Genomic DNA, 18779 nt, shown 5'->3' on the forward strand with positions numbered 1-18779 from the left:
CACGTGCCCATTCTCGTCCCGATGTGCGTGCTCCGCCAGAGCTTGTCACTGGCACAAGTGATCCAGCGTTTCCTGCGCCGCGGAGACCATTTGCGAGGCGTAAAGTCCTATGCGCCGGTCCGCCACGGGGTCATCAACGGGCAGCGGCGGCAGGGCCAGCCCCATGGTGACCTGGCTGCCGCCGTCGTCGCTGCTGATCGACGCAGAAAGGTAGCCGAACACGCGGCCGGTGCTGCCGTACCTGTGTTCGCCGGAGCAACCAATGCTGAAGCGTTGGAGCCCCAGGCCGTAGTTGCCGTTGCCCGTTTCCTTCATTTCCCGGACCAGCCCGGGGGAAGCGATGCGGCCCGACAACAGGCTGCGGTAGAAGTTGTTGATGTCCGCGGTGGTGGACACTACGCCACCGGCGGGGGAGCCCACCACATAGTCGGCCTGTGTGACATCAACCTGCCGGTTGCCGTCCATGACATAGCCGTGAAGGTTGTCCCGGGCTCCCCGGTCAGGCCCGGAAAGGGTGGTTTTTCCATGCCCATCGGACGGAACAGATCGTTCTGGAGGATCTCGTCCAGGGGACGCGAGCGGGCGTCCTCGATCAACAACCCGAGGGCAAGGTAGTTGGACTCCGAATAGTTGAAGAATCCGGTGTTGAAGGATTCCCATGGCAGTCTGGCAGCCAACCGCAGGCCATCCTGCGAGCTGATGTGTGCTTGGAGGGTCCCGCCCGCCCTGGACCCGCGGAATGACTCGTCCGAGAAGTCGGGCAAACCTGACGTATGGTTCAGCAATTGCCGCAGTGTCACAACGCCTGGTGGTTTCAGTTCCGGTGCCACGCGGGCGAGGGCATCATTGATCGGCCCATCGAGGCTCAGCCGGTGTTCATCCACCAATTTGAGGACTTCGGCGGCCACCATGGACTGGGTCAGGCCGCCGGCCGGGAACCTGTCCAATGGCCGTGCGGGATCGTTGGTGGACAGGTTCCGGACACCGTATGCCTTGGACCATTCACCCCCGGGCCACCGGACCTGGACAACAACGGACGTGACGCCGTCCTCCAGGAAATGCAGGACCGTCCGCTCAAGCGAGTCTGTGGTACCGGGCGCCGGGGCAGGCAGGGGCGACGGCTCCGGTGGGCCGGCCGTGCATCCGCCCAGGAACCACAAACTGAGGCAAAGGGCCAGCAGGAACCGCCCGCGCCTGGTGGCCATAAGCCCGTTCTACGCCGGGCGCACAGCAAAATCCAGCGCCTTACATGCGGGGTGCTGGACTCGGAGACATTTCCGCGGCCTGCCTCAGTGCTTCGATCATGCTGCCGACCTCAACGACGCCCTTTCCGGCAATATCGAAGGCCGTGCCGTGGTCCACTGAGGTGCGGATAACGGGCAGTCCCACCGTGATGTTGACGCCGGCCTCGATGCCCAGGACCTTGACCGGGCCGTGGCCCTGGTCGTGGTACATGGCCACGATGAGGTCGTAGTCGCCGCGTCCGGCCAGGAAGAAGGCAGTATCGGCTGGAAGCGGCCCGCGGGCGTCGATGCCGTCAGCCTGGACCTTCTCGATGGCAGGAGTAATTTTCTCCGCTTCTTCGCCGTAACCGAACAGTCCGTTCTCGCCGGCGTGGGGGTTGATGGCGCACACGCCGATCTTCGGATCAGCAATACCTGCCCGCTGCATGGCGCCGTGGCCGCGGCGGATGGTCCGTTCCACCAGGCCGGGTTCAATCTTGTTGATGGCGTCAATGAGCCCGATGTGGGTGGTGACGTGGATGACTTTGACCTTGGGGGTGGAGAGCATCATTGACACCTCGTCGATTCCCATGAAGTGCGCAAGAAGTTCCGTATGTCCCGGGTACACATGGCCGGCCATGTGCAATGCGGCCTTATTGAGGGGAGCGGTGCAGATACCCTGCACCTGCCCGTCCATCCCCAGTTCGCATGCGATCCGGATGTAGTGGTAGGCGGCGTTGCCCGCTTCGGCTGATTCCTTGCCCCACTCGAGGTCGGGAGAGAGGAGCTTGGGGTCAATGACATTGATGCGGCCCGGTTCGAAGACGGCGTCCGGTACGGACGTGATTTCCACAATGTCCGCAGTTGCACCCAGGGCTTGTGCCCCGAGGCGGAGCCGGTACGCGTCGCCGATGACAACCGGCCGGCAGTCGTCGTAGGCATTTTCGGCCAGGAGGGCCCCGACGGTGACTTCGGGGCCTACGCCTGCGCCGTCACCCATGGTGACGGCGATAAATGGCCGGTTGTCGTGGTGGGCAGAGGTTGAAGTCATGGTTGCTCCGTCGTTCGAGGGGGAATGGTTGTCTGCGGGCGGCTGGGGAGACGAGCCGCTCCTAAGGTTCCGGATACTGAGGTACAGCTGCGACAGGACATCCTTGGTGCCGAAGCTGCCGGGTTTGGTGGCGACCAGCCGGCCATCGTCGGCCACACTGATGACGGCGCCGTGCTGCACTGAAGCGAGGGGCTGGAGCGAAGCGATATCCAGGGCATCAAGCACCTCCCGCGCCGTCTCGCCCCCGGTCAGGATGAGGTCGGGTGCAGGATCGTCATGGGCGTTGTCCGCGACGACGCCGGCCAGCGCCTTCACGATGTTCCGGGCATCACGGGGATCCACGACGGAAGAGTCCACGGTGACCACCATGTTGGGCGCTTCGGCGGACTCCTCCACCAACGGCTGGGCGGCTCCAGTGTGGAGTTGCCGGGGCTGGAGGCGAACGGTGCGGAATCCGTTGCGTTCCAGGCCGTCCAGTTGCATCCGGGCCGCCGGGGAGGCGCTCCCGACGGCGGCAATCACCCGCCGCCGTCGTGTGTCCATAAGCAGCTCGCGGAGCGCTGGTTGCGCGTTTCGCGCAACTATGGTCTTCATGCTGGCGGCCAATGCCTTGGCCAAGCCGCCGGTGCCCGCCAACGCGATGGTTCCTCCGTTGTCGTCCTGCAGGGCCATGAAGGCGTCTGCGACCGCCGTGAGGTCGGAAGCCGTTTCGCCGTCGGCTATCACGATCCGGGGAGCGTGGCCGGACAGCAAGCCCGCAAGCCGCGCGGGTAAATGGGCGGAGCGGACGGTGTCAAGGGACAAACGTGCGGGCTGGGCTGCGCGCGGCTCCCAGAGTTCCCCTACGGCCGCAGGTGCTGGGCCGGATTCAGCACGCCAGGCGTCAGTGGCGGCAAGGGGAATACCTGCCACGAAGGGTTTTCCGTCCTTGACGGTCCTGTGCAGTTGCGGCAGCGCACCCGCGAGTACCACGTGGTAGCCCAGTGCGTTAAGCGCAGAGATTTCGGCGGCGATGTTGCCCCGCCAGAGCGAATCCGTCTTCTTGAAGACCACTGTCCGGGTGTCGCGGCGGGCTGAATCCAGGGCCTGTGCCACCGCAGCCCGGGCGTCGGTAGGGGAGGCTCCCCGGGTATGCGTGTCGAGTACCAGGACATCGGGGGAGCCCATGGAAAGGGGCGCTGTCCGGCCAGCTCCGCCCAAGGCGATGCCGGTTGTGAATCCTTGCGCGGCAAATGCTTGTCCCGCCTCTGCTGCGCCCGAGTAGTCGTCCGCCTGGATGATGAGGCGCGGGGGTGTGTCCACGTGTCCTCCTTCCTGACCTTGCTGTGGGAACCGGCCAGCGGGTTCGCTGGCCGGTCGCGTCGCCTGCAGATGAGGCGGTCCGTGGGACCATCATGGCATGATTGCGCGAAATGCGCCATGGCTGTTGCGTATTTCGCGCAGAGGTGGCAGAGTGATCCATGCAACACGGCGCAGCCAATCCGGCCGGCCGTCTCCCCAACCAACCGAGAGGTCAACGATGACCGTTCTTCCTCAAGGAACCGAGATCTCACGGCGCCGCCTCCTGCAGTTCGGCGCAGCCGCCGGATTTCTCCTGGGCACCGGCACCGTCGCAGGGTGCGCAGGCCCCACCGGACTTCCAGGACCAAGCACCCTGACGCTGGCCCTCAACCGTTCACTGGTCAGCCTCGACAACAAGCTCAACCAGTTCGATGCCGCAGTGACGGTGCAGCGTGCAGTACGCCAAGGCCTCACGGCAATCGGTCCCGAGACCAAGCCCGTGCTTGTCCTGGCCGAACGTTTTGAGATGACCTCACCCACTCAATGGACCGTTCGCCTCCGCGAAGGCATCAAGTACTCGGACGGCACCCCCGTTGACATCAACGACGTTGCCACAGCGCTCAAAATGTACCAGCAGGTCCAAGGTTCCTTCGTGGCGGGCTTCTTTCCGGAATTCCCCACGGTTGTGCCCGTGGATGACCGGACCTTCACCATGGAGTCGAAGAATCCGATCCCCATCCTGGACTCCCTGATGAGCATGATCCTGATCAGCCCGGCCGCTAGCAACAAGCCGGAAGAACTGCAGGACGGCGTGGGTACCGGCCCCTACATGGTGACCAAATTCAACCGCGGCGCCGGCACGTACAGCCTCCGGAGGAACGAAAATTACTGGGGTCCGGCTCCCGAGGTGGACAACGTCGAAGTGCGGTTCCTCCCTGAGGAATCCAGCCGCGTGATCGCCCTGCGCAGCGGCGAGGTGGACATTATCGACTCCATTACCCCGGACTCACGCGAACAGCTCGCGGGGCTCCCGGGCGTCGTGCTGGCAGAAGCTTCGAGCCTGCGCCTGAACCAGATCTTCTACAACTTCCGCAAGCCCGCGGGCCACCCCCTGGCAGATGTCCGCGTAAGGGAAGCCCTCAGCTGGGCCATTGATGGTGAAGCCCTGGTCAAGGACGTGCTGGTGGACTCTGTGAGCCAAGCCGAAGGCGTCGTCCCGTCCAGCCTCACCGGATACGCCAAAACCGGGACGTACACCTACGATCCCGCCAAGGCGAAGTCCACCCTGGAGCAATTGGGAGTCAGCAACCTCGAGCTGAAGATCATCTGGGAGACCGGCGAGTTCGCCTCCGACACCTCCGTGATGGAGGCCCTTGTGGAGATGTTTGGAGCCATCGGCGTCAAGACCCAATTGCAGCAGTTCGAACCCGGTGGCAACATCCTCGCCTGGCGCCAAGGCAAGCAGGGGGACTGGGACCTGCTCGGGAACGGCTTCAGCAGTCCCACGGGACTGGCCATCACCATGATGCAGGGAATGTACGCAGGTACTGCCGAAAAGGAGAAGACCCGCGATACCTACCAGGGATATGTCGTCCCGGACGTGCAGAAGAAGATCCAGGCAGCCTCGTCCGAGGTGGATCCCACCCTGCGGCAGGAACGGCTGGCCGCCGCCCAACAGGCCATCTGGGATACCTGGCCGTGTGCGTGGGCGTTCGTGCCGAAATCCGTCCTGGCCCACCAGAAGCGCGTAGACGGGCTCTCCTTGGCCCCCACCAACTCCTACCCCCTCGTCGATGTCCGGCTGGAGGCCTAAGCCATGACGAAGTACATCCTCAAACGGGCCGGCCAGGGACTCCTGACCGTGTTCCTGACGGTCTCCACCGTCTTTATCCTGATCCGCATGGCCCCGGGCGATCCCGCCGTGTCCTATGCCGGGCCGCTGGCAACAACCGAGGAGCTGGCGCGGGTCCGCGAGCAGTTCGGCCTGGACCGTCCCCTGCTTGAGCAGTACTGGATCTTCCTGCAGCAGCTGTTCACCAGCAACCTCGGAACGTCCTATTCGTTCCAGGCCCCGGCCATGCAGGTTGTGGCCGAAAGGATGCCCTATACCCTGACCCTGGCGACATCCGCTATTTTGTTGACCGCCGTCGTCGCCATTCCGCTGGGCGTCTGGATGTCCCGCCGCCCGGATACCAACCGCGAACTCGGCGTCAACGTCCTCACCATTGCCGGGCAGTCGATGCCGGACTTCTGGACGGGCATCATGCTCCTTACGGGATTCGCTGTCCTGGTTCCGCTGTTCCCGGCCTCCGGTTTCGCCACCTGGGGCGGGCTGGTTCTCCCCACGGTGACCATCGCGATCCTCCAGATCGCCTTGATCTCGCGCATGGTCCGCCGTGAAATGACCACCAACTTCGCCGCACCCTACCTGACGGTGGCCCGCTCCCGAGGCGTCCGGAACTCCCTCCTGACGTGGCGCTACGCCATGGGCAACTCGGCCATTCCCGTCTTCACCGCGTTGGGTACCCGCTTCGCGGCGATGCTCAACGGCGTGGTGGTAGTGGAAGTGGTCTTCGCCTGGCCGGGAGTCGGCTCCCTGATTGTCCGGGCCCTTGAAACCCGTGACTACCCCCTCATCCAGGCGACCGTCCTGATCACGGCTTTGCTGGCAGTGGCGGTCCAATTGGTCATCGACCTGGCCGACCCCCTCCTGGATCCCCGTGTTCGTCTTGGAAAGGCGGCAGCAGCATGAGCACCAGTCCTACCGCAACCACCCCGGCCGAAGTCCCGGCCGGACAGCCGGAGCGCAGGCCTTCCCCCAGCGCGGTCACCACGGCGATGATCGCCAAGGCTGGTGCCACGCGCCGCAGGAACGCCGCCAAATGGAAGATCCGCATCGGTGCCGTGTGCACCTTGATCGTCATCATCCCCATCCTGCTGGCACAGGTACTTCCCCTCCCGGACGCCAACCACCAGGACTTGTCCGCCCGGCGCCTGGCGCCCTTGGTGGATGGCCACCTGTTCGGCACAGACCAACTCGGCCGCGACCTGCTGTCCCGCGTCCTCCACGGTGGCCAGGTCTCGCTGACCATCGGAGTCCTCTCCGTGGTGGTGTCCGGTGCCATCGGCATCATCCTTGGCGCCGCTGCGGGTTACTTTGGCGGCTGGGTGGACACTGTGGTTTCGCGCATCCTGGAAGCACAGATGTCGTTGCCCCTGCTCATGATGCTGCTGCTGGTGGTGGCGCTCTTCGGCCCGTCCATCCCGGTGATCACGTTCGTGATCGCCATCGCCCAATGGCCTGAAGTCGCCAGGCTCACCCGGTCCATGGTGTTGGTGGAACGGGAGAAACCCTACGTTTCCGCAGCCCGCATCCTGGGCCTGCACCGCATCCAGATCCTGATCCAGCACATCATTCCCAACGTCATCAAGCAGGCCACGCTGGTTGTCCTGCTGCTCCTGGCCCAGGCGGTATTGCTGGAAAGCGCCCTCAGCTTCCTCGGCGCCGGTCCGCAGCGTCCCTTCGCCACCTGGGGTCGCATCATTTCCGATGGACAGGACTACATCACAACCTCCTGGTGGATGGTCACACTGCCCGGCCTGGTGATCGTATTGATGGTGGTAGGCGTCAACCTCCTCGGTGACGGCCTCCGCGACCGTCCGCGCCGCAAGAAGAAGGGTGCCTGAGATGAACACGCAAACCCGCACCGAACCCGCCCTGCTGGACGTCCGGAACTTCCAGGTTGAATTGATCACCGAAGCCGGGATCATCCGCGCCGTGGACGATGTCAGCTTCAGCATCCACAGGGGCGAGACCGTCACCATCATTGGCGAGTCCGGTTCCGGCAAATCAACGACGGCGATGGGCATCCTCCAGTTGCTGCCCCCTGACCTCGCCGTCCTCTCCGGAACGGTAAAGATCGAAGACGTAGACGTGGTGGCCAACCCGAAAGCCATCAACAAGGTCCGGGGAAAGACGCTTGCCCTCATTCCACAAGACCCCATGACTGCCTTGAGTCCGGTCCACTCGATTGGCAGCCAACTCTTCGAAGCCATCCGCATCGCCGGTGCCGCATCGGCCAAGGACCAGGATGCTGTCCGGGCCCGTGCCATCCGCTTGCTGCAGCAGGTCCACATCCCGTTGCCCGAACAGCAACTGAAAAAGTACCCGCACCAACTCTCCGGTGGCATGCTGCAGCGCGTGCTGATCGCCATCGCCCTGGCCAGCGAACCGCAACTCCTGGTTGCCGACGAACCAACCTCAGCCCTGGACGTGACGGTCCAGGCAGGCATCCTGGACCTGCTCCTGGAACTGCAGGAGCAGCGGGGCATCGGCATCCTCATGATCACCCACGACCTTGGAGTGGCCCGCCTCATCTCCGACCGGATCCACGTCATGAAGAACGGGACCTTTGTGGAGTCCGGGGAAGTCCAGCAAATCGTTGACAGCCCGGCCACGGAGTACACCCGCAGCCTGCTGGCCGCTGTTCCGGTACTGGGCGCGTGGGACGAAACCCCGGATGAAACCCCGGATGAAACCCAACCCCGGACGGCCCGCACGGAGGCACCCACGCCAGGTTCCGCCGTCGAGCCTCCACCCACCACGCTCACCCGGACAGGAGTCCGCCATGACTGAACCGTTCCTCTCCGTAGAAAACCTCGTGGTGGATTACCACGTGCCCGGCGGAACGTTCCGGGCCGTGGACGATGTTTCCTTCTCGGTGGACAAGGGCAAGACCATCGCCGTGGTGGGGGAGTCCGGTTGCGGCAAATCCACCATTGCCAAGGCGCTCATGCGGCTGGTAACCCCCACCAGCGGCAGGATCAACCTGGACGGCACAGACCTCGCCTCCCTGAGCGAGTCGAAACTGCGCCCCCTCCGCTCGAAGTTCCAAATGGTCTTCCAGGATCCCTACGGCTCCCTGGACCCGCACCTGACCGCCCAGGAGATCGTGGCGGAACCGCTGAAACTCCAGGGCATCAGGTCCAAAGCCGAACGCCACAAGGCAGCAGCCACACTCATCGACCAAGTGGGCCTGCCCTCCGCATCGCTGCAGAAACACCCGGCAGAATTCTCCGGTGGCCAGCGGCAGCGCATCGGAATCGCCCGTGCCCTGGCCTCCAAGCCGGAACTCCTGGTCTGCGACGAAGCCACCAGCGCGCTCGATGTCTCCGTACAGGCCCAGGTGCTCAGGCTGCTGAAATCCATCCAGGAAGAAACCGGCATCACCTACGTCTTCATCTCCCACAACCTGGGCGTTGTGCAGGAGATCAGCGATACCGTCATGGTGATGCGGCGTGGCCAACTGGTGGAAGCCGGCCCCACCGCGTCAGTGCTGACCAGTCCTGCGGAAGACTACACACGGCGGTTGCGCCGCGCCGCCCTGGACCCGTCCGGCATGCACGGACTCAAGCCCCGCCACATCGTGTCCTCCCTGGCCCTCAAAGCCAGCGCCTGAAACCAACCATCCAAACCCGAGGAACCACAGCACATGAGCAACCAGCACACAGGGACAAGCATCGAAGGCCTGGGCCTGCCGATTTCCAAGCTTGTCCTGGGAACCATGACCTTCGGCGACACAGCGGACGAAGCCACCGCAGGGCGCATGGTGGATGAAGCGCTCGCCGCCGGGATCACCACCATCGACACCGCGAACGCCTACGTGGGAGGCGCCACCGAGGAGATGCTCTCCCGGCTCCTCAAGGACCGCAGGGAACAAGTGCTCCTGGCGTCCAAGGCCGGCATGCCGCACGCAGACCACGGGGATGCCTCTCCCTTGTCCGCCAGGGGACTGCGTACCAGCGTCGAAGGCAGCCTGCGCCGGCTCGGCGTGGACAGCATCGACCTGTTCTACCTCCACCAGCCGGACCGTGCGGCGACGCTGCAGGAAACCCTGGGGACGGTGGCCGAACTGGTTGCCGAGGGCAAGATCGGTGCCCTGGGCGTCTCCAACTTCGCTGCCTGGCAGATCGCGGACGTGATCCATGTTGCCCGGGAAGTCGGCGCCCCGCGGCCCGTAGTGGCCCAGCAGCTATACAACCTGGTGGCCCGCCGCCTGGAAGAGGAGTACCTCGAATTCGCGGCATCGCATGACGTGCACACCATGGTGTACAACCCCCTGGGCGGCGGCCTGCTGACCGGGCGGCACAGCTTCGACTCGAAACCTTCAGAGGGCCGGTTCGGTGACTCCAAGCTCGCGGCCATGTACACCCAGCGCTACTGGGACAAGCAACTGTTCGACGCCGTGGCAGCGCTCGCAGGGATTGCCTCCGACGCCGGCATTGGACTTCCGGAGCTTTCCCTGCGGTGGCTTGGCTACCGGGACGGCGTCGGTTCAATGTTGCTGGGCGGTTCCAAAGTGGAGCAGCTGGTATCCAACATCGCCGCAGTGGCCAAGGGGCCGCTCGACGCCGACACGGTGGCCGCATGCGACACGGTGGGGGCCGGGCTCCGCGGACCCATGCCGGCCTACAACCGCTGACACACACTCCTGACCACGCAACCCACGACGAACCAAAGGTAGAGAACATGACTTCGGAACTGGCCCTCGAATTCGCCCGGAAGATCCGGGCCCGTGAACAGACCGTTGGATACTGGGCAGTCCTGGACGCCCCGGTGGCCACGGAACGCATCGGCCGGCTCGGCTACGACTACGTTGCGCTGGACGCCCAGCACGGCCTGCTCGGATACTCGGGCGTCCTGAACGGGCTCATGGCCATCGACGCCGGGCACACCGCCGTCGGAATGGTCCGGGTGGAAGACAACAACCTGACGGCGATCGGCAAAGCCCTGGACGCCGGAGCCGTCGGCGTCATTGTTCCGCTGGTCAACACCGGGGCCGACGCAGCCGCAGCCGTGGCTGCAGCCAAGTATCCGCCGATGGGCGGCCGTTCTTATGGCCCCATGCGCTCCGCGTTGCGGATCGGTCCGGTCCCGGCCGACGCCAACGCCGCCACGCTTGTCTTCGCGATGATCGAGACCCCGGACGGGCTGGCGAACGTCAAGGAAATCTGCGCCACTCCGGGCCTCGACGGCATCTACGTTGGCCCATCGGACCTGGCCATCGCCGTGGGTGGCGCCTTCCCGGGCGACCCCGCCGTGGAAGCGGAGTTCAACGCGGCCCTCGAGACCATTGCGGACGCTGCGGCTTCCGCAGGCATCGCGGCGGGCATCCACACGCCTGCCGGTTCCGTGGCGGCGGAGCGCCTCAAGCAGGGATACACCTTCACCACGGTGGCCTCCGATTTGACGCACCTGGAACAGATCGCCAAGTCCCACCTCGACGCCGCAAAAGCCAAGGACTGAACCGTGCAGACCACCACCGATTACAGCACCATCACCCCGGACGGACTCGTGAAGGAGGCCCTGGATGCGGAGTTTGCCTACCTGCCCGCGCCCACGGTCCAGAGCCACGCCGCCAACCTGCTGACACTGCCCGACGGACGCCTCGCCTGCGTCTGGTTCGGAGGTACCCAGGAAGGTGTCCCGGACATTTCCATCTGGTTCGCCACCCTTGACGCCGGCGGCCGGCAGTGGTCGGCGCCGGAGCAGCTCTCGAACGACTCCACCCGTTCGGAGCAGAACCCCATCCTCTTCAACGCCCCCAACGGTGAGCTGTGGCTCCTGTACACCGCCCAAAAGGCGGGCAACCAGGACACAGCCGAGGTCCGGCGTCGTACATCAACGGACAGTGGCCGCACCTGGGGCGCAGTGGAAACCCTCTTCGCCGCCAATCAAACGGGCGGTGTCTTCGTCCGGCAACTGCCGGTCGCCTTGCCGTCCGGGCGCCTCATCATCCCCATTTTCCGCTGCATCACCACACCCGGCGAGAAATGGGTGGGCAACAGCGACGACAGCGCCGTGATGATCTCCGACGACGCCGGAACCACGTGGTCTGAACAGGTGCTGCCCGGAAGCCTCGGCTGCGTCCACATGAACATCCAGGTTCTCCAGGACGGCAGCCTGCTGGCGCTCTTCAGGAGCCGCTGGGCCGACGCCATCCATGAGTCCCGTTCCACCGACGATGGCAGCACGTGGAGCGAGCCCGTCCCCACGGAGCTGCCCAACAACAACTCCTCCATCCAGTTCACGGCCTTGGCGGATGGTCGCCTGGCGCTGGTCTACAACCACAGCCGCGCCGAAGAGGGCACCGAACGCCGGCTCTCCCTCTACGACGAAATCGACGACGACGGACTGGCCGAGGAACAGGGACAGCTGGCTCCCGTGGAACCCACCGCAGAGGCAAGCGACGAGCGGAAGGCCTTCTGGGGAACTCCGCGATCGCCCATGACCCTCGCGATCTCCGAGGACGGCGGACGCAGCTGGCCAATCCGGCGGAACCTGGACGTCGGAGACGGCTATTGCTTGTCCAACAACTCCCGCGACGGCCTGAACCGGGAGTACTCCTATCCTTCCATCCACCAGGGACCGGATGGCGCGGTTAACATCGCGTACACGTATTTCCGCCAGGCCATCAAGTTTGTCCGGGTTGGCCCGGAGTGGGCCTATCAGGGCACGTCCACCCCGGGTGGACAGGAATGACGCAACAACACGCGTTGGTCACCGGGACGAGCTCCGGCATCGGCAAGGCGATCGCAGCCAAGCTGCTGGCGGATGGCTGGCGGGTGACGGGGCTGAGCCGTGGCGAGTCAGCGCTCGGGGAAGGTTTCAGCTGGGTGCAGGCCGACCTGGCGCAGCCTGAATCGCTCGTTGCGGCCGTCAGCCCGCATGGACCCTTCGATGCCCTGGTCCATGCCGCCGGGTTCCAGCGGACCGCGCGCCTCGGCGAGCTGGACGCCGCGGCCCTGGCCGGCATGTTCACGGTCCACGTCGCTGCTGCCGAGCTCCTCGCCAACGCGGTGGTGCCGGAGATGCCCGACGGCGGCCGGGTCCTGTTGGTGGGCAGCCGGACCTCCACCGGCGCACCGGGCAAGAGCCAGTACGCCGCGACGAAGGCCGCCTTGATGGGTTTGGGAAGATCGTGGGCGCAGGAACTGGCTCCGCGGGGGATCACCGTCAACGTGCTCTCTCCCGGACCCACCGACACCCCGATGCTGGCCGATCCCGGCAGGTCCGCCACACCGCCCATCCTGCCCGCGCTTGGTTCCTTGGTGGACCCGGAGGACGTCGCGGCACTTGCGGCGTTCCTGTTGGGGCCGCACGGCAAATCCATCACGGGGCAGAACTACGTCATCTGCGGAGGCGCATCGCTGTAGGACCGGTCCCTTCCCGGCGAACGGGACGCCGTGCCCCTACGATGTGACAAGCAGCCATGCACAGGCCAAAGGAGAGCCCACCATGACCACCGCCCGGACCAGGCGCGAGGAGATCTACCACCTCGCCGTTACCACTGGGCTTGCTTCCGTCGAGGAGCTTTCCAAGCATTTCAACGTCACGCCATCCACCATCCGGCGCGATCTTGCGCAGCTGCACACAGAGGGCAAACTGGCCCGCACCTATGGCGGGGCGCTTCCCTTGGGCGCCCACCCCGAGCCGTCACTGCGGCAACGCACGGGCGAAGCGTATGACCAGAAACACGCCATTGCGGCGTGGGCTGCCGGCCAGGTACGGACCGGCGAGAGCGTCCTGCTCGACGGCGGATCGACGGTGGGTGCCTTGGCACACGCACTGCGCGGCTCAGAGGCCCTGACCATCACCACCCCCGGCGTGAATACCCTGCAGGAACTGCAGGACGCGCCGGGGGTGGTGGTCAACTGCCTCGGAGGCAGGTTCCGCGAAGTCAGCCAAACGTTTGTGGGTCCCCTCGCCGAGGCAGCACTGGAGCGGATGACTTTCGACAGGGTGTTCCTCGGTGCCGATGCCGTGACCGCAGACGACGGCTTGTGCGAGGCCGACCACGAGCAAACCCGGCTCAAGGAACTGATGGCGCGCCGCGGCGAAGCCGTCTACGTCCTTGCTGATTCGTCCAAGCTTGGCAAGCGTCCGTTCCATTCCTGGGTCCGGTTGCCGCTGCCGTGGACGCTCGTTACGGATGCCGGCGCCTCGGAGGAGCAGTTGGCGCTGTTCCGGACCGCGGGAGTGAAGGTTGAGGTTGCAGGCTTGGCGTAAAGTGCTCTCTTCGGGCTAGTGCCAGAGCCCCAGGGCGAATTCGGCGATGACGGCAGACAGCAGGAAAGACGCCGTGATGGCCACGAGGCCCACCGGGATGATCTTCCAACCGATGTTGCGCAGCAGCGGGATGTCCTTGCCGAGGGAAAGGCCGGCCAAGGTCAGCATCACAGTGGCGATGGACAGGAAGTCCACGGTCTTGACGGCCTCATTCAGCACGCCGGCACCGAAGAACCAGGGGCTGGAAATGTAGGCACCGATGGTGGTGATGAACACGATCGCCGAGATCTTGCGCGTGATCTTCGCGAGCAGGAGGCTCATCAGGACCAGAGCCAGCATGATGCCGTAACCGGCGAGGATGGACAGGCTCAGGCCCTTGGCCGCAACAGCCGCGGTTCCGACACCCAGGACGGTCAGGACAGAGAGTGAAAGCCACAGTGGCAGCTGCATGTGTGCCGAGGATTTCGCGACTTCCTCACGGAAGCGACGGTTCTCTTCCGCCTGGGCCTCATCGTGGTCGCTGACGACGGCGCGTCCCGCCTTGGGTGCGTCCACCACGCCTGCTGCCACTTTGTTCCCGTCCTTGTTCCGGGTCAGGAACTTGTAGAACTTGTCTGCCAGCGGAAGCGCAATGAAGATTCCCACATACACGCCGAGGACCGTAGTGATGAGGTTCGAGACGGCGGCCATGCCCAGGATGGCATCCTGGTGCCCGGGGTAGGCGGCCACGATGCTGGCCGCCGAAGCCGCCATCATGGACCCGGAGCCAACGCCGGCACCCATGGCAAGGGCCAGCGGATCGAAGATCTTCCAGTTGGAGACCAGCGAGGTCAGCAGCGTGATGAACACGGCGCCGAACAGAGTGCCGAAGACGTACATCGCCAGAACCCCGCGGTACTGGTCCGAGTCGGGGCCGTACTTTTCGGAGACCATGGCGAAGGAAGGCTCGCGGTCCAGGGAAAAGGTCGCACCTACCGTGGCCTTGCCCATGCGGAGCAGCACGGCAAGGGGGAGTGCTAGGACGATGGTCCCCAGGAGGTGTCCGACTTCCTGCAGCAACAGTGCCGGTCCCGCCTTGATCAGGCTGGGCAGGCTGGGACCGATGTTGAAGGCCAGGCGTGCCACCAGCAGAAGGACGGCCACACCCACCAGGGCAGAGGCGACGCGCTGGAGGTCAAGGCCCAGGGGCTTGAATTTCTGGATGGAGACGAGGAGGCCCAAAATCAGGCCCCACACCATGGGGAAGATGATGATTGCGCCAATGCCGAGATCGATCTTGGCCTGGCCGATGAATTGAACAGCAAGGGCGATGACAAACGCCAGCGCGGCAATGGGGAGGGTCAGCCGCATACCGGCTTTGTCCGTCCGCGCAGTTTCGATGCGGGTGCTCATGATGTTGCTTCCTGAATCAGGGCTCCGCCGCGGTAGGCCGCGTTGGCGAAGCGTTCTCTTTGTTGGGGATGGGTTGCGGCTCCGGCCACGGTCCAGGCAAGTGCCACGGCCGCCTCGAACATGACGTCGTAGGCCTCAGGGGTGTTGGCCAAGGCAGCGAAACCGTGCGAGTGGATGGGTACGTTGGCGCCAGGAATGCTGAGCCACGGGTGGAGCGAGGGGATGACTTGGGAGATGTTGCCCATGTCGGTTGATCCGCCGCCCATTCCGGCGGACGGTGAGGTGTCCTTGCCAAAGGCGTCCATGGCTTCGGTCCAGTAGGCGGCAAGGTCGTCGTCCTGGATCAACGGTTCGTACAGTGGTTCCGCGGCGCTGATCTCCAGGGTTGTCCCGGTGGCGAGGGCTGCCCCTTCGAAGCAATGCTTGACGCGTTCCAGGAGTGCTTCATATTCCGGCAGGGTGAACGCCCTGCATTCGAAGGGAACCACCGCGTGGTCCGGGATGATGTTGGTGACATGGCCGGCCTCAGCCACGTAGCAGGCGATCCGGTGATCCCCGGGGATCTGCTGGCGAAGCAGCCCGATGGCCACTTGGCTGAGCACAGCCGCGTCCCCGGCGTTGACGCCAAGGTGCGGGGCCGCGGCGGCATGCGCTGCCTTGCCGGCGAAGACCGCCTCATACCTTCCTACGGCCTGAGCGGTGGTCCCGGCAGGGTTGTAGGTCACGCCGTCCTGTACGGGGTGCACCATGAGTGCCAGTCCCACTCCGTCAAAGGCGCCCCGCTCCAGCATCAGGGCTTTACCGCCGCCGTGTTCCTCTGCGGGTGTACCTATGGCCTTCAACGTGATGCCCAGCTCGTCCACGTGGGGGAGGAGGGCGAGTGCTGCGGCTACCGATGCCCCTGCAATGAGGTTGTGCCCGCAGGCGTGTCCTACCGACGGCAGCGCGTCGTATTCCACACACAGGGCTACTGTCAGATCGCCGCTGCCGGCAGTGGCCGTGAAGGCTGTGGGAAGGCCGGCTGTACCGGTTGCCACCTCGAAGCCGGCTTCAGCCAGGACAGCCGTGATGGATGCGGCGGCCCGGACTTCTTCGAAGGACAGTTCGGGATTGGCGTGCAAGTCCTGCGACAACGACTGGACCTGGGGGCGCCAGGCGTCCACTCCGTCCCTCAGTGCCCTGCGCAGGGCCTCCATCGCCGGTTTCGTTCCGGTCGGTTCCATGGTTCTTCCTTTCCTCAACCGGCCGTTTTAGTACGACAGGGACGGGAACGGGGAGCCCGCGGCCCGCGTGGGCACCCAGATCGCTTTTGTCTGCGTGTATTCGTCCAGGACGCCGGGACCGGACGAACGGCCATGGCCCGAATCGCCGAAACCACCGAAGGGAACGGCTACGTGGATGGTCTTGTACGCGTTGATCCAGAAGGTTCCCGCCTTCACTTCGCGGGCCACATGGTGCGCCCGGGAAACGTCCGAGGTCCAGACGGCCCCTGCCAGGCCGAAGTTGGTGTTGTTGGCCCTCGCGATCGCCTCCTCCTCAGTGTCGAAGGCGTCCGCGCCGACTACCGGACCGAACACCTCGGTTGTTTCGAGCCGGTTCGACGGCGTCACGCCGTCCAGCAGCGTGGGCATGACCCAGTGGCCGCCTGCCAGGGCAGAGCCAGCCAGGGAATCCGGTAGGTTTCCGCTGGTGACCCGGCGTCCGCCGTCGTTCATTCCTGCTTCGATCAGCGAGGTGACGGTGGCGAACTGCTGGGGAGTGATGATCGGACCAACCTCGGTACTGGCGTCCAGGGGGTCTCCGACACGAAGGCGGGCAGCGCGGTCGGCCACCAACTCGACGAAGCGGGCGTGGACGGTGCGTTCCACCAGGAGCCGCGAACCGGCGACGCACGATTGGCCCGCGCCGGAGAAGATGGCGGAGATGGCACCGTCAGCGGCACGTTCCAGGTCCGCGTCGGCAAAGACGATGTTGGCGCTCTTGCCACCCAGTTCCAGCAACGCGGGGATACCTGCTCCGGCAGCGGCGACGGCGACGCGGCGGCCCGTGGGTACCGAGCCGATAAAGCTGACCTTGCCGACCCGCGGGTCCGTGGTCAGGGCCGATCCCACCGTCTGTCCCAACCCGGTTGCCACGTTGAAGACGCCATCCGGGAGCCCGGCTTGATGGGCCAATTGCGCCAGGCGAACGGTTGAAGCCGGAGTGAATTCGCTGGGCTTGATGATCACGGAGTTACCCGCTGCGAGGGGCGCTGCGGAGTTCCATCCGGCCGTGAAGAGCGGAGCGTTCCACGGAGTGATGGCTACCACGACGCCCCACGGCACGCGTTCGGTGTAGGTGTGCCAGTTGCCGGGAACCGGGATGGTCTGGCCGGTGAGTTTGTCCGCCCAACCCGCGTAGTAGCCGAACATTTCTGCGACTTTGGCGGATTCTGCGCGGGCGTCGCGGATGGGCTTGCCGGTGGTGGCCGACTCGAGGATGGCGAGCTCTTCGGCGTGCTGTTCGACGACACGGCCCACGTTGCGGAGGATGGCTGCCCGTTCGAATCCGTTCAGCTTTCCCCAGGCTGCGGCGCCACGGACGGAACTGGCCAGCAATGCGTCGGCACCTTCCTTTCCGGGGTCGGCGTAGCTGGCGAAGGGCTCGCCGGTTGCGGCGGACGTCAGGGTGATGTCTGCGCCTGAGCCGGTCACGACGGCGCCGTCGACGAAGGCACCGAGGCCGGAGGGGAAGGCGGCGTCGAGGACTGCCCGGGCCGTGGCCGTGGAAGATGCGGAGGGGACTGTGGTGATGCTCAAAATCGTTCCTTCTGGTGCGTGGGGGATGTTCGGGGCTGGCTAGGCGGCGTCACCGGATGCAGGGGCTCCTGCAGGAGTGACTGCCGGGGCTACGGTCCGGGCGATTTCGGTGAAGTCCGCTGCCGGACCGAGGAGCGCCAAGGCCTCCTGCCATTGGCCCGCGGCCGCTGCGAGGAGTTCCGGCTGTTCGCCGATTTCGCGGGCCACGTCAATGGCCAGGGCCGCGTCGCGGGCCATCAGGCCAAGGGAGAAACCGGAGTCATGGGTGCCGCTCAGGACCCAGTTGGGGTACATGTTTGCCGAGACCTTGCTGCCGCCCGAAGCGTTGCTGATGCTCTCAGCCGCTACTGCGGGGTCGATGCCGTACGCCTTGGCCACTCCCAAGGCCTCACCCACGGAGACCAGGTTGGCCGCGGCGAGGACATTGTTGAGGAGCTTGACCACGTTGCCGCTGCCGGGTCCGCCGATGTGGGCAAAGTTCCCTCCGGTCAGCGCCTGGAGGACCGGTTCGGCACTGGCGAGGGCAGCTTCCGTTCCACCTGCAAAGGCGCTCAAGGTCCCTGTGGCTGCGCCGGCCCGACCACCGGACACGGGGGCGTCCACGAAAGCGGCATCCTTGGATGCGGCCAGTTCCGCCATTGCCTTGCTGGTGCCGGGTTCGGAGGTGGTGGTGTCCACGATGGCCACCACGCCGGGCGTCGCCAGCAGCGTCGGCACGGTGGCCTCGACGATCGTGGCCGAGGGGAGGGACAGGACCGCATACGGGGTCCCGGCCAGGTCTTCGAGGCTGGCCGTAGTGGTGATTCCACCCTCGGCGGCGGTGGCGCGGGCACCTTCGGAGGGGTCGAATCCGATGACGTCCCACCCTGCGGTGTGCAGGGTCGAGGCCATGGCTCCGCCCATTGAGCCGAGGCCGATCACGGCGACGCGGCGGTTGGTGTTCATGAAGTACTCCTTGGGTCTTG

Annotated in this window: 17 protein-coding genes; 10 read left to right on the top strand and 7 right to left on the bottom strand. The window is 65.3% G+C overall.

All coding sequences use genetic code 11. From position 1 onward, the window contains the following. Positions 1-45 precede the first annotated feature (45 nt). Genes ACIQTZ_RS03715 through pdxA form a run of 3 tightly spaced genes read right to left on the bottom strand, consistent with a single transcriptional unit; the run spans position 46 to position 3576 of the window. On the bottom strand, positions 46-465 hold the full coding sequence (locus ACIQTZ_RS03715; protein WP_402977616.1) for a hypothetical protein: 420 nt from the start codon (positions 463-465) through the stop codon (positions 46-48). Beyond that, positions 396-1205, bottom strand: coding sequence for a serine hydrolase domain-containing protein (locus tag ACIQTZ_RS03720; RefSeq protein WP_402977618.1), 810 nt, complete (start codon positions 1203-1205; stop codon positions 396-398). Before ACIQTZ_RS03720 ends, ACIQTZ_RS03715 begins: the two co-directional genes overlap by 70 nt. A gap of 40 nt (positions 1206-1245) precedes the next feature. Continuing rightward, the gene (pdxA, locus tag ACIQTZ_RS03725; RefSeq protein ID WP_402977620.1) at positions 1246-3576 is read right to left on the bottom strand and encodes a 4-hydroxythreonine-4-phosphate dehydrogenase PdxA; all 2331 of its coding nucleotides are present in this window, start codon (positions 3574-3576) and stop codon (positions 1246-1248) included. Positions 3577-3793: 217 nt separating this feature from the next. On the opposite strand from pdxA, the gene ACIQTZ_RS03730 reads away from it, so the two are divergent. The 10 genes from ACIQTZ_RS03730 to ACIQTZ_RS03775 all read left to right on the top strand — a co-directional run bounded on the left by ACIQTZ_RS03730 (position 3794) and on the right by ACIQTZ_RS03775 (position 13624). Continuing rightward, on the top strand, positions 3794-5368 hold the full coding sequence (locus ACIQTZ_RS03730) for an ABC transporter substrate-binding protein (RefSeq protein ID WP_402977622.1): 1575 nt from the start codon (positions 3794-3796) through the stop codon (positions 5366-5368). A gap of 3 nt (positions 5369-5371) precedes the next feature. Continuing rightward, positions 5372-6307: an ABC transporter permease gene (locus tag ACIQTZ_RS03735; protein WP_402977625.1), complete on the top strand. Its 936-nt coding sequence runs from the start codon at positions 5372-5374 to the stop codon at positions 6305-6307. Beyond that, positions 6304-7242, top strand: a complete 939-nt coding sequence (locus tag ACIQTZ_RS03740) for an ABC transporter permease (RefSeq protein WP_402977628.1) — start codon at positions 6304-6306, stop codon at positions 7240-7242. The genes ACIQTZ_RS03735 and ACIQTZ_RS03740 overlap by 4 nt, the downstream gene beginning before the upstream one ends. 1 nt (position 7243) lies before the next feature. Next, positions 7244-8191: an ABC transporter ATP-binding protein gene (locus ACIQTZ_RS03745; protein WP_402977631.1), complete on the top strand. Its 948-nt coding sequence runs from the start codon at positions 7244-7246 to the stop codon at positions 8189-8191. Beyond that, entirely contained in the window at positions 8184-9014 is an 831-nt protein-coding gene (locus tag ACIQTZ_RS03750; RefSeq protein ID WP_402977634.1) for an ATP-binding cassette domain-containing protein, read from the top strand. Before ACIQTZ_RS03745 ends, ACIQTZ_RS03750 begins: the two co-directional genes overlap by 8 nt. Before the next feature lie 33 nt (positions 9015-9047). Beyond that, positions 9048-10037 carry an aldo/keto reductase gene (locus ACIQTZ_RS03755; protein WP_402977637.1) on the top strand — a complete coding sequence of 330 codons (990 nt, stop codon included), beginning with the start codon at positions 9048-9050 and terminating at the stop codon, positions 10035-10037. A gap of 47 nt (positions 10038-10084) precedes the next feature. Beyond that, positions 10085-10861 (top strand): HpcH/HpaI aldolase/citrate lyase family protein, encoded by a 777-nt coding sequence (locus ACIQTZ_RS03760; RefSeq protein ID WP_402977640.1) that lies wholly within the window; start codon positions 10085-10087, stop codon positions 10859-10861. A 3-nt stretch (positions 10862-10864) separates the two neighbouring features. Beyond that, positions 10865-12097, top strand: a complete 1233-nt coding sequence (locus tag ACIQTZ_RS03765) for an exo-alpha-sialidase (protein ID WP_402977643.1) — start codon at positions 10865-10867, stop codon at positions 12095-12097. After that, positions 12094-12771, top strand: a complete 678-nt coding sequence (locus tag ACIQTZ_RS03770) for an SDR family NAD(P)-dependent oxidoreductase (protein ID WP_402977646.1) — start codon at positions 12094-12096, stop codon at positions 12769-12771. The genes ACIQTZ_RS03765 and ACIQTZ_RS03770 overlap by 4 nt, the downstream gene beginning before the upstream one ends. An 82-nt stretch (positions 12772-12853) precedes the next feature. Next, positions 12854-13624, top strand: a complete 771-nt coding sequence (locus ACIQTZ_RS03775; protein ID WP_402977649.1) for a DeoR/GlpR family DNA-binding transcription regulator — start codon at positions 12854-12856, stop codon at positions 13622-13624. Between the two features lie 15 nt (positions 13625-13639). On the opposite strand, the gene ACIQTZ_RS03780 is transcribed toward ACIQTZ_RS03775, so the two are convergent. The 4 genes from ACIQTZ_RS03780 to ACIQTZ_RS03795 are packed head-to-tail and all read right to left on the bottom strand — an operon-like array spanning position 13640 to position 18759. Continuing rightward, positions 13640-15016, bottom strand: coding sequence for a DUF3100 domain-containing protein (locus ACIQTZ_RS03780; protein WP_402977652.1), 1377 nt, complete (start codon positions 15014-15016; stop codon positions 13640-13642). Continuing rightward, positions 15013-16239, bottom strand: a complete 1227-nt coding sequence (locus tag ACIQTZ_RS03785; RefSeq protein ID WP_402977655.1) for an amidohydrolase — start codon at positions 16237-16239, stop codon at positions 15013-15015. The genes ACIQTZ_RS03780 and ACIQTZ_RS03785 overlap by 4 nt, the downstream gene beginning before the upstream one ends. A gap of 27 nt (positions 16240-16266) precedes the next feature. After that, positions 16267-17814: an aldehyde dehydrogenase family protein gene (locus ACIQTZ_RS03790; protein ID WP_402977658.1), complete on the bottom strand. Its 1548-nt coding sequence runs from the start codon at positions 17812-17814 to the stop codon at positions 16267-16269. 39 nt (positions 17815-17853) lie between these two features. Further along, positions 17854-18759, bottom strand: a complete 906-nt coding sequence (locus ACIQTZ_RS03795; RefSeq protein ID WP_400332171.1) for an NAD(P)-dependent oxidoreductase — start codon at positions 18757-18759, stop codon at positions 17854-17856. Positions 18760-18779 lie beyond the last annotated feature (20 nt).

The sequence above is a fragment of the Paenarthrobacter sp. NPDC090520 genome (assembly GCF_044769205.1).
Lineage (GTDB): Bacteria > Actinomycetota > Actinomycetes > Actinomycetales > Micrococcaceae > Arthrobacter.

Coding starts and splice junctions, on each gene's coding strand:
- ACIQTZ_RS03715 (WP_402977616.1), bottom strand. CDS start 465: ATGGACGGCAACCGGCAGGTTGATGTCACACAGGCCGACTATGTGGTG.
- ACIQTZ_RS03720 (WP_402977618.1), bottom strand. CDS start 1,205: ATGGCCACCAGGCGCGGGCGGTTCCTGCTGGCCCTTTGCCTCAGTTTG.
- ACIQTZ_RS03730 (WP_402977622.1), top strand. CDS start 3,794: ATGACCGTTCTTCCTCAAGGAACCGAGATCTCACGGCGCCGCCTCCTG.
- ACIQTZ_RS03735 (WP_402977625.1), top strand. CDS start 5,372: ATGACGAAGTACATCCTCAAACGGGCCGGCCAGGGACTCCTGACCGTG.
- ACIQTZ_RS03740 (WP_402977628.1), top strand. CDS start 6,304: ATGAGCACCAGTCCTACCGCAACCACCCCGGCCGAAGTCCCGGCCGGA.
- ACIQTZ_RS03745 (WP_402977631.1), top strand. CDS start 7,244: ATGAACACGCAAACCCGCACCGAACCCGCCCTGCTGGACGTCCGGAAC.
- ACIQTZ_RS03750 (WP_402977634.1), top strand. CDS start 8,184: ATGACTGAACCGTTCCTCTCCGTAGAAAACCTCGTGGTGGATTACCAC.
- ACIQTZ_RS03755 (WP_402977637.1), top strand. CDS start 9,048: ATGAGCAACCAGCACACAGGGACAAGCATCGAAGGCCTGGGCCTGCCG.
- ACIQTZ_RS03760 (WP_402977640.1), top strand. CDS start 10,085: ATGACTTCGGAACTGGCCCTCGAATTCGCCCGGAAGATCCGGGCCCGT.
- ACIQTZ_RS03770 (WP_402977646.1), top strand. CDS start 12,094: ATGACGCAACAACACGCGTTGGTCACCGGGACGAGCTCCGGCATCGGC.
- ACIQTZ_RS03775 (WP_402977649.1), top strand. CDS start 12,854: ATGACCACCGCCCGGACCAGGCGCGAGGAGATCTACCACCTCGCCGTT.
- ACIQTZ_RS03780 (WP_402977652.1), bottom strand. CDS start 15,016: ATGAGCACCCGCATCGAAACTGCGCGGACGGACAAAGCCGGTATGCGG.
- ACIQTZ_RS03785 (WP_402977655.1), bottom strand. CDS start 16,239: ATGGAACCGACCGGAACGAAACCGGCGATGGAGGCCCTGCGCAGGGCA.
- ACIQTZ_RS03795 (WP_400332171.1), bottom strand. CDS start 18,759: ATGAACACCAACCGCCGCGTCGCCGTGATCGGCCTCGGCTCAATGGGC.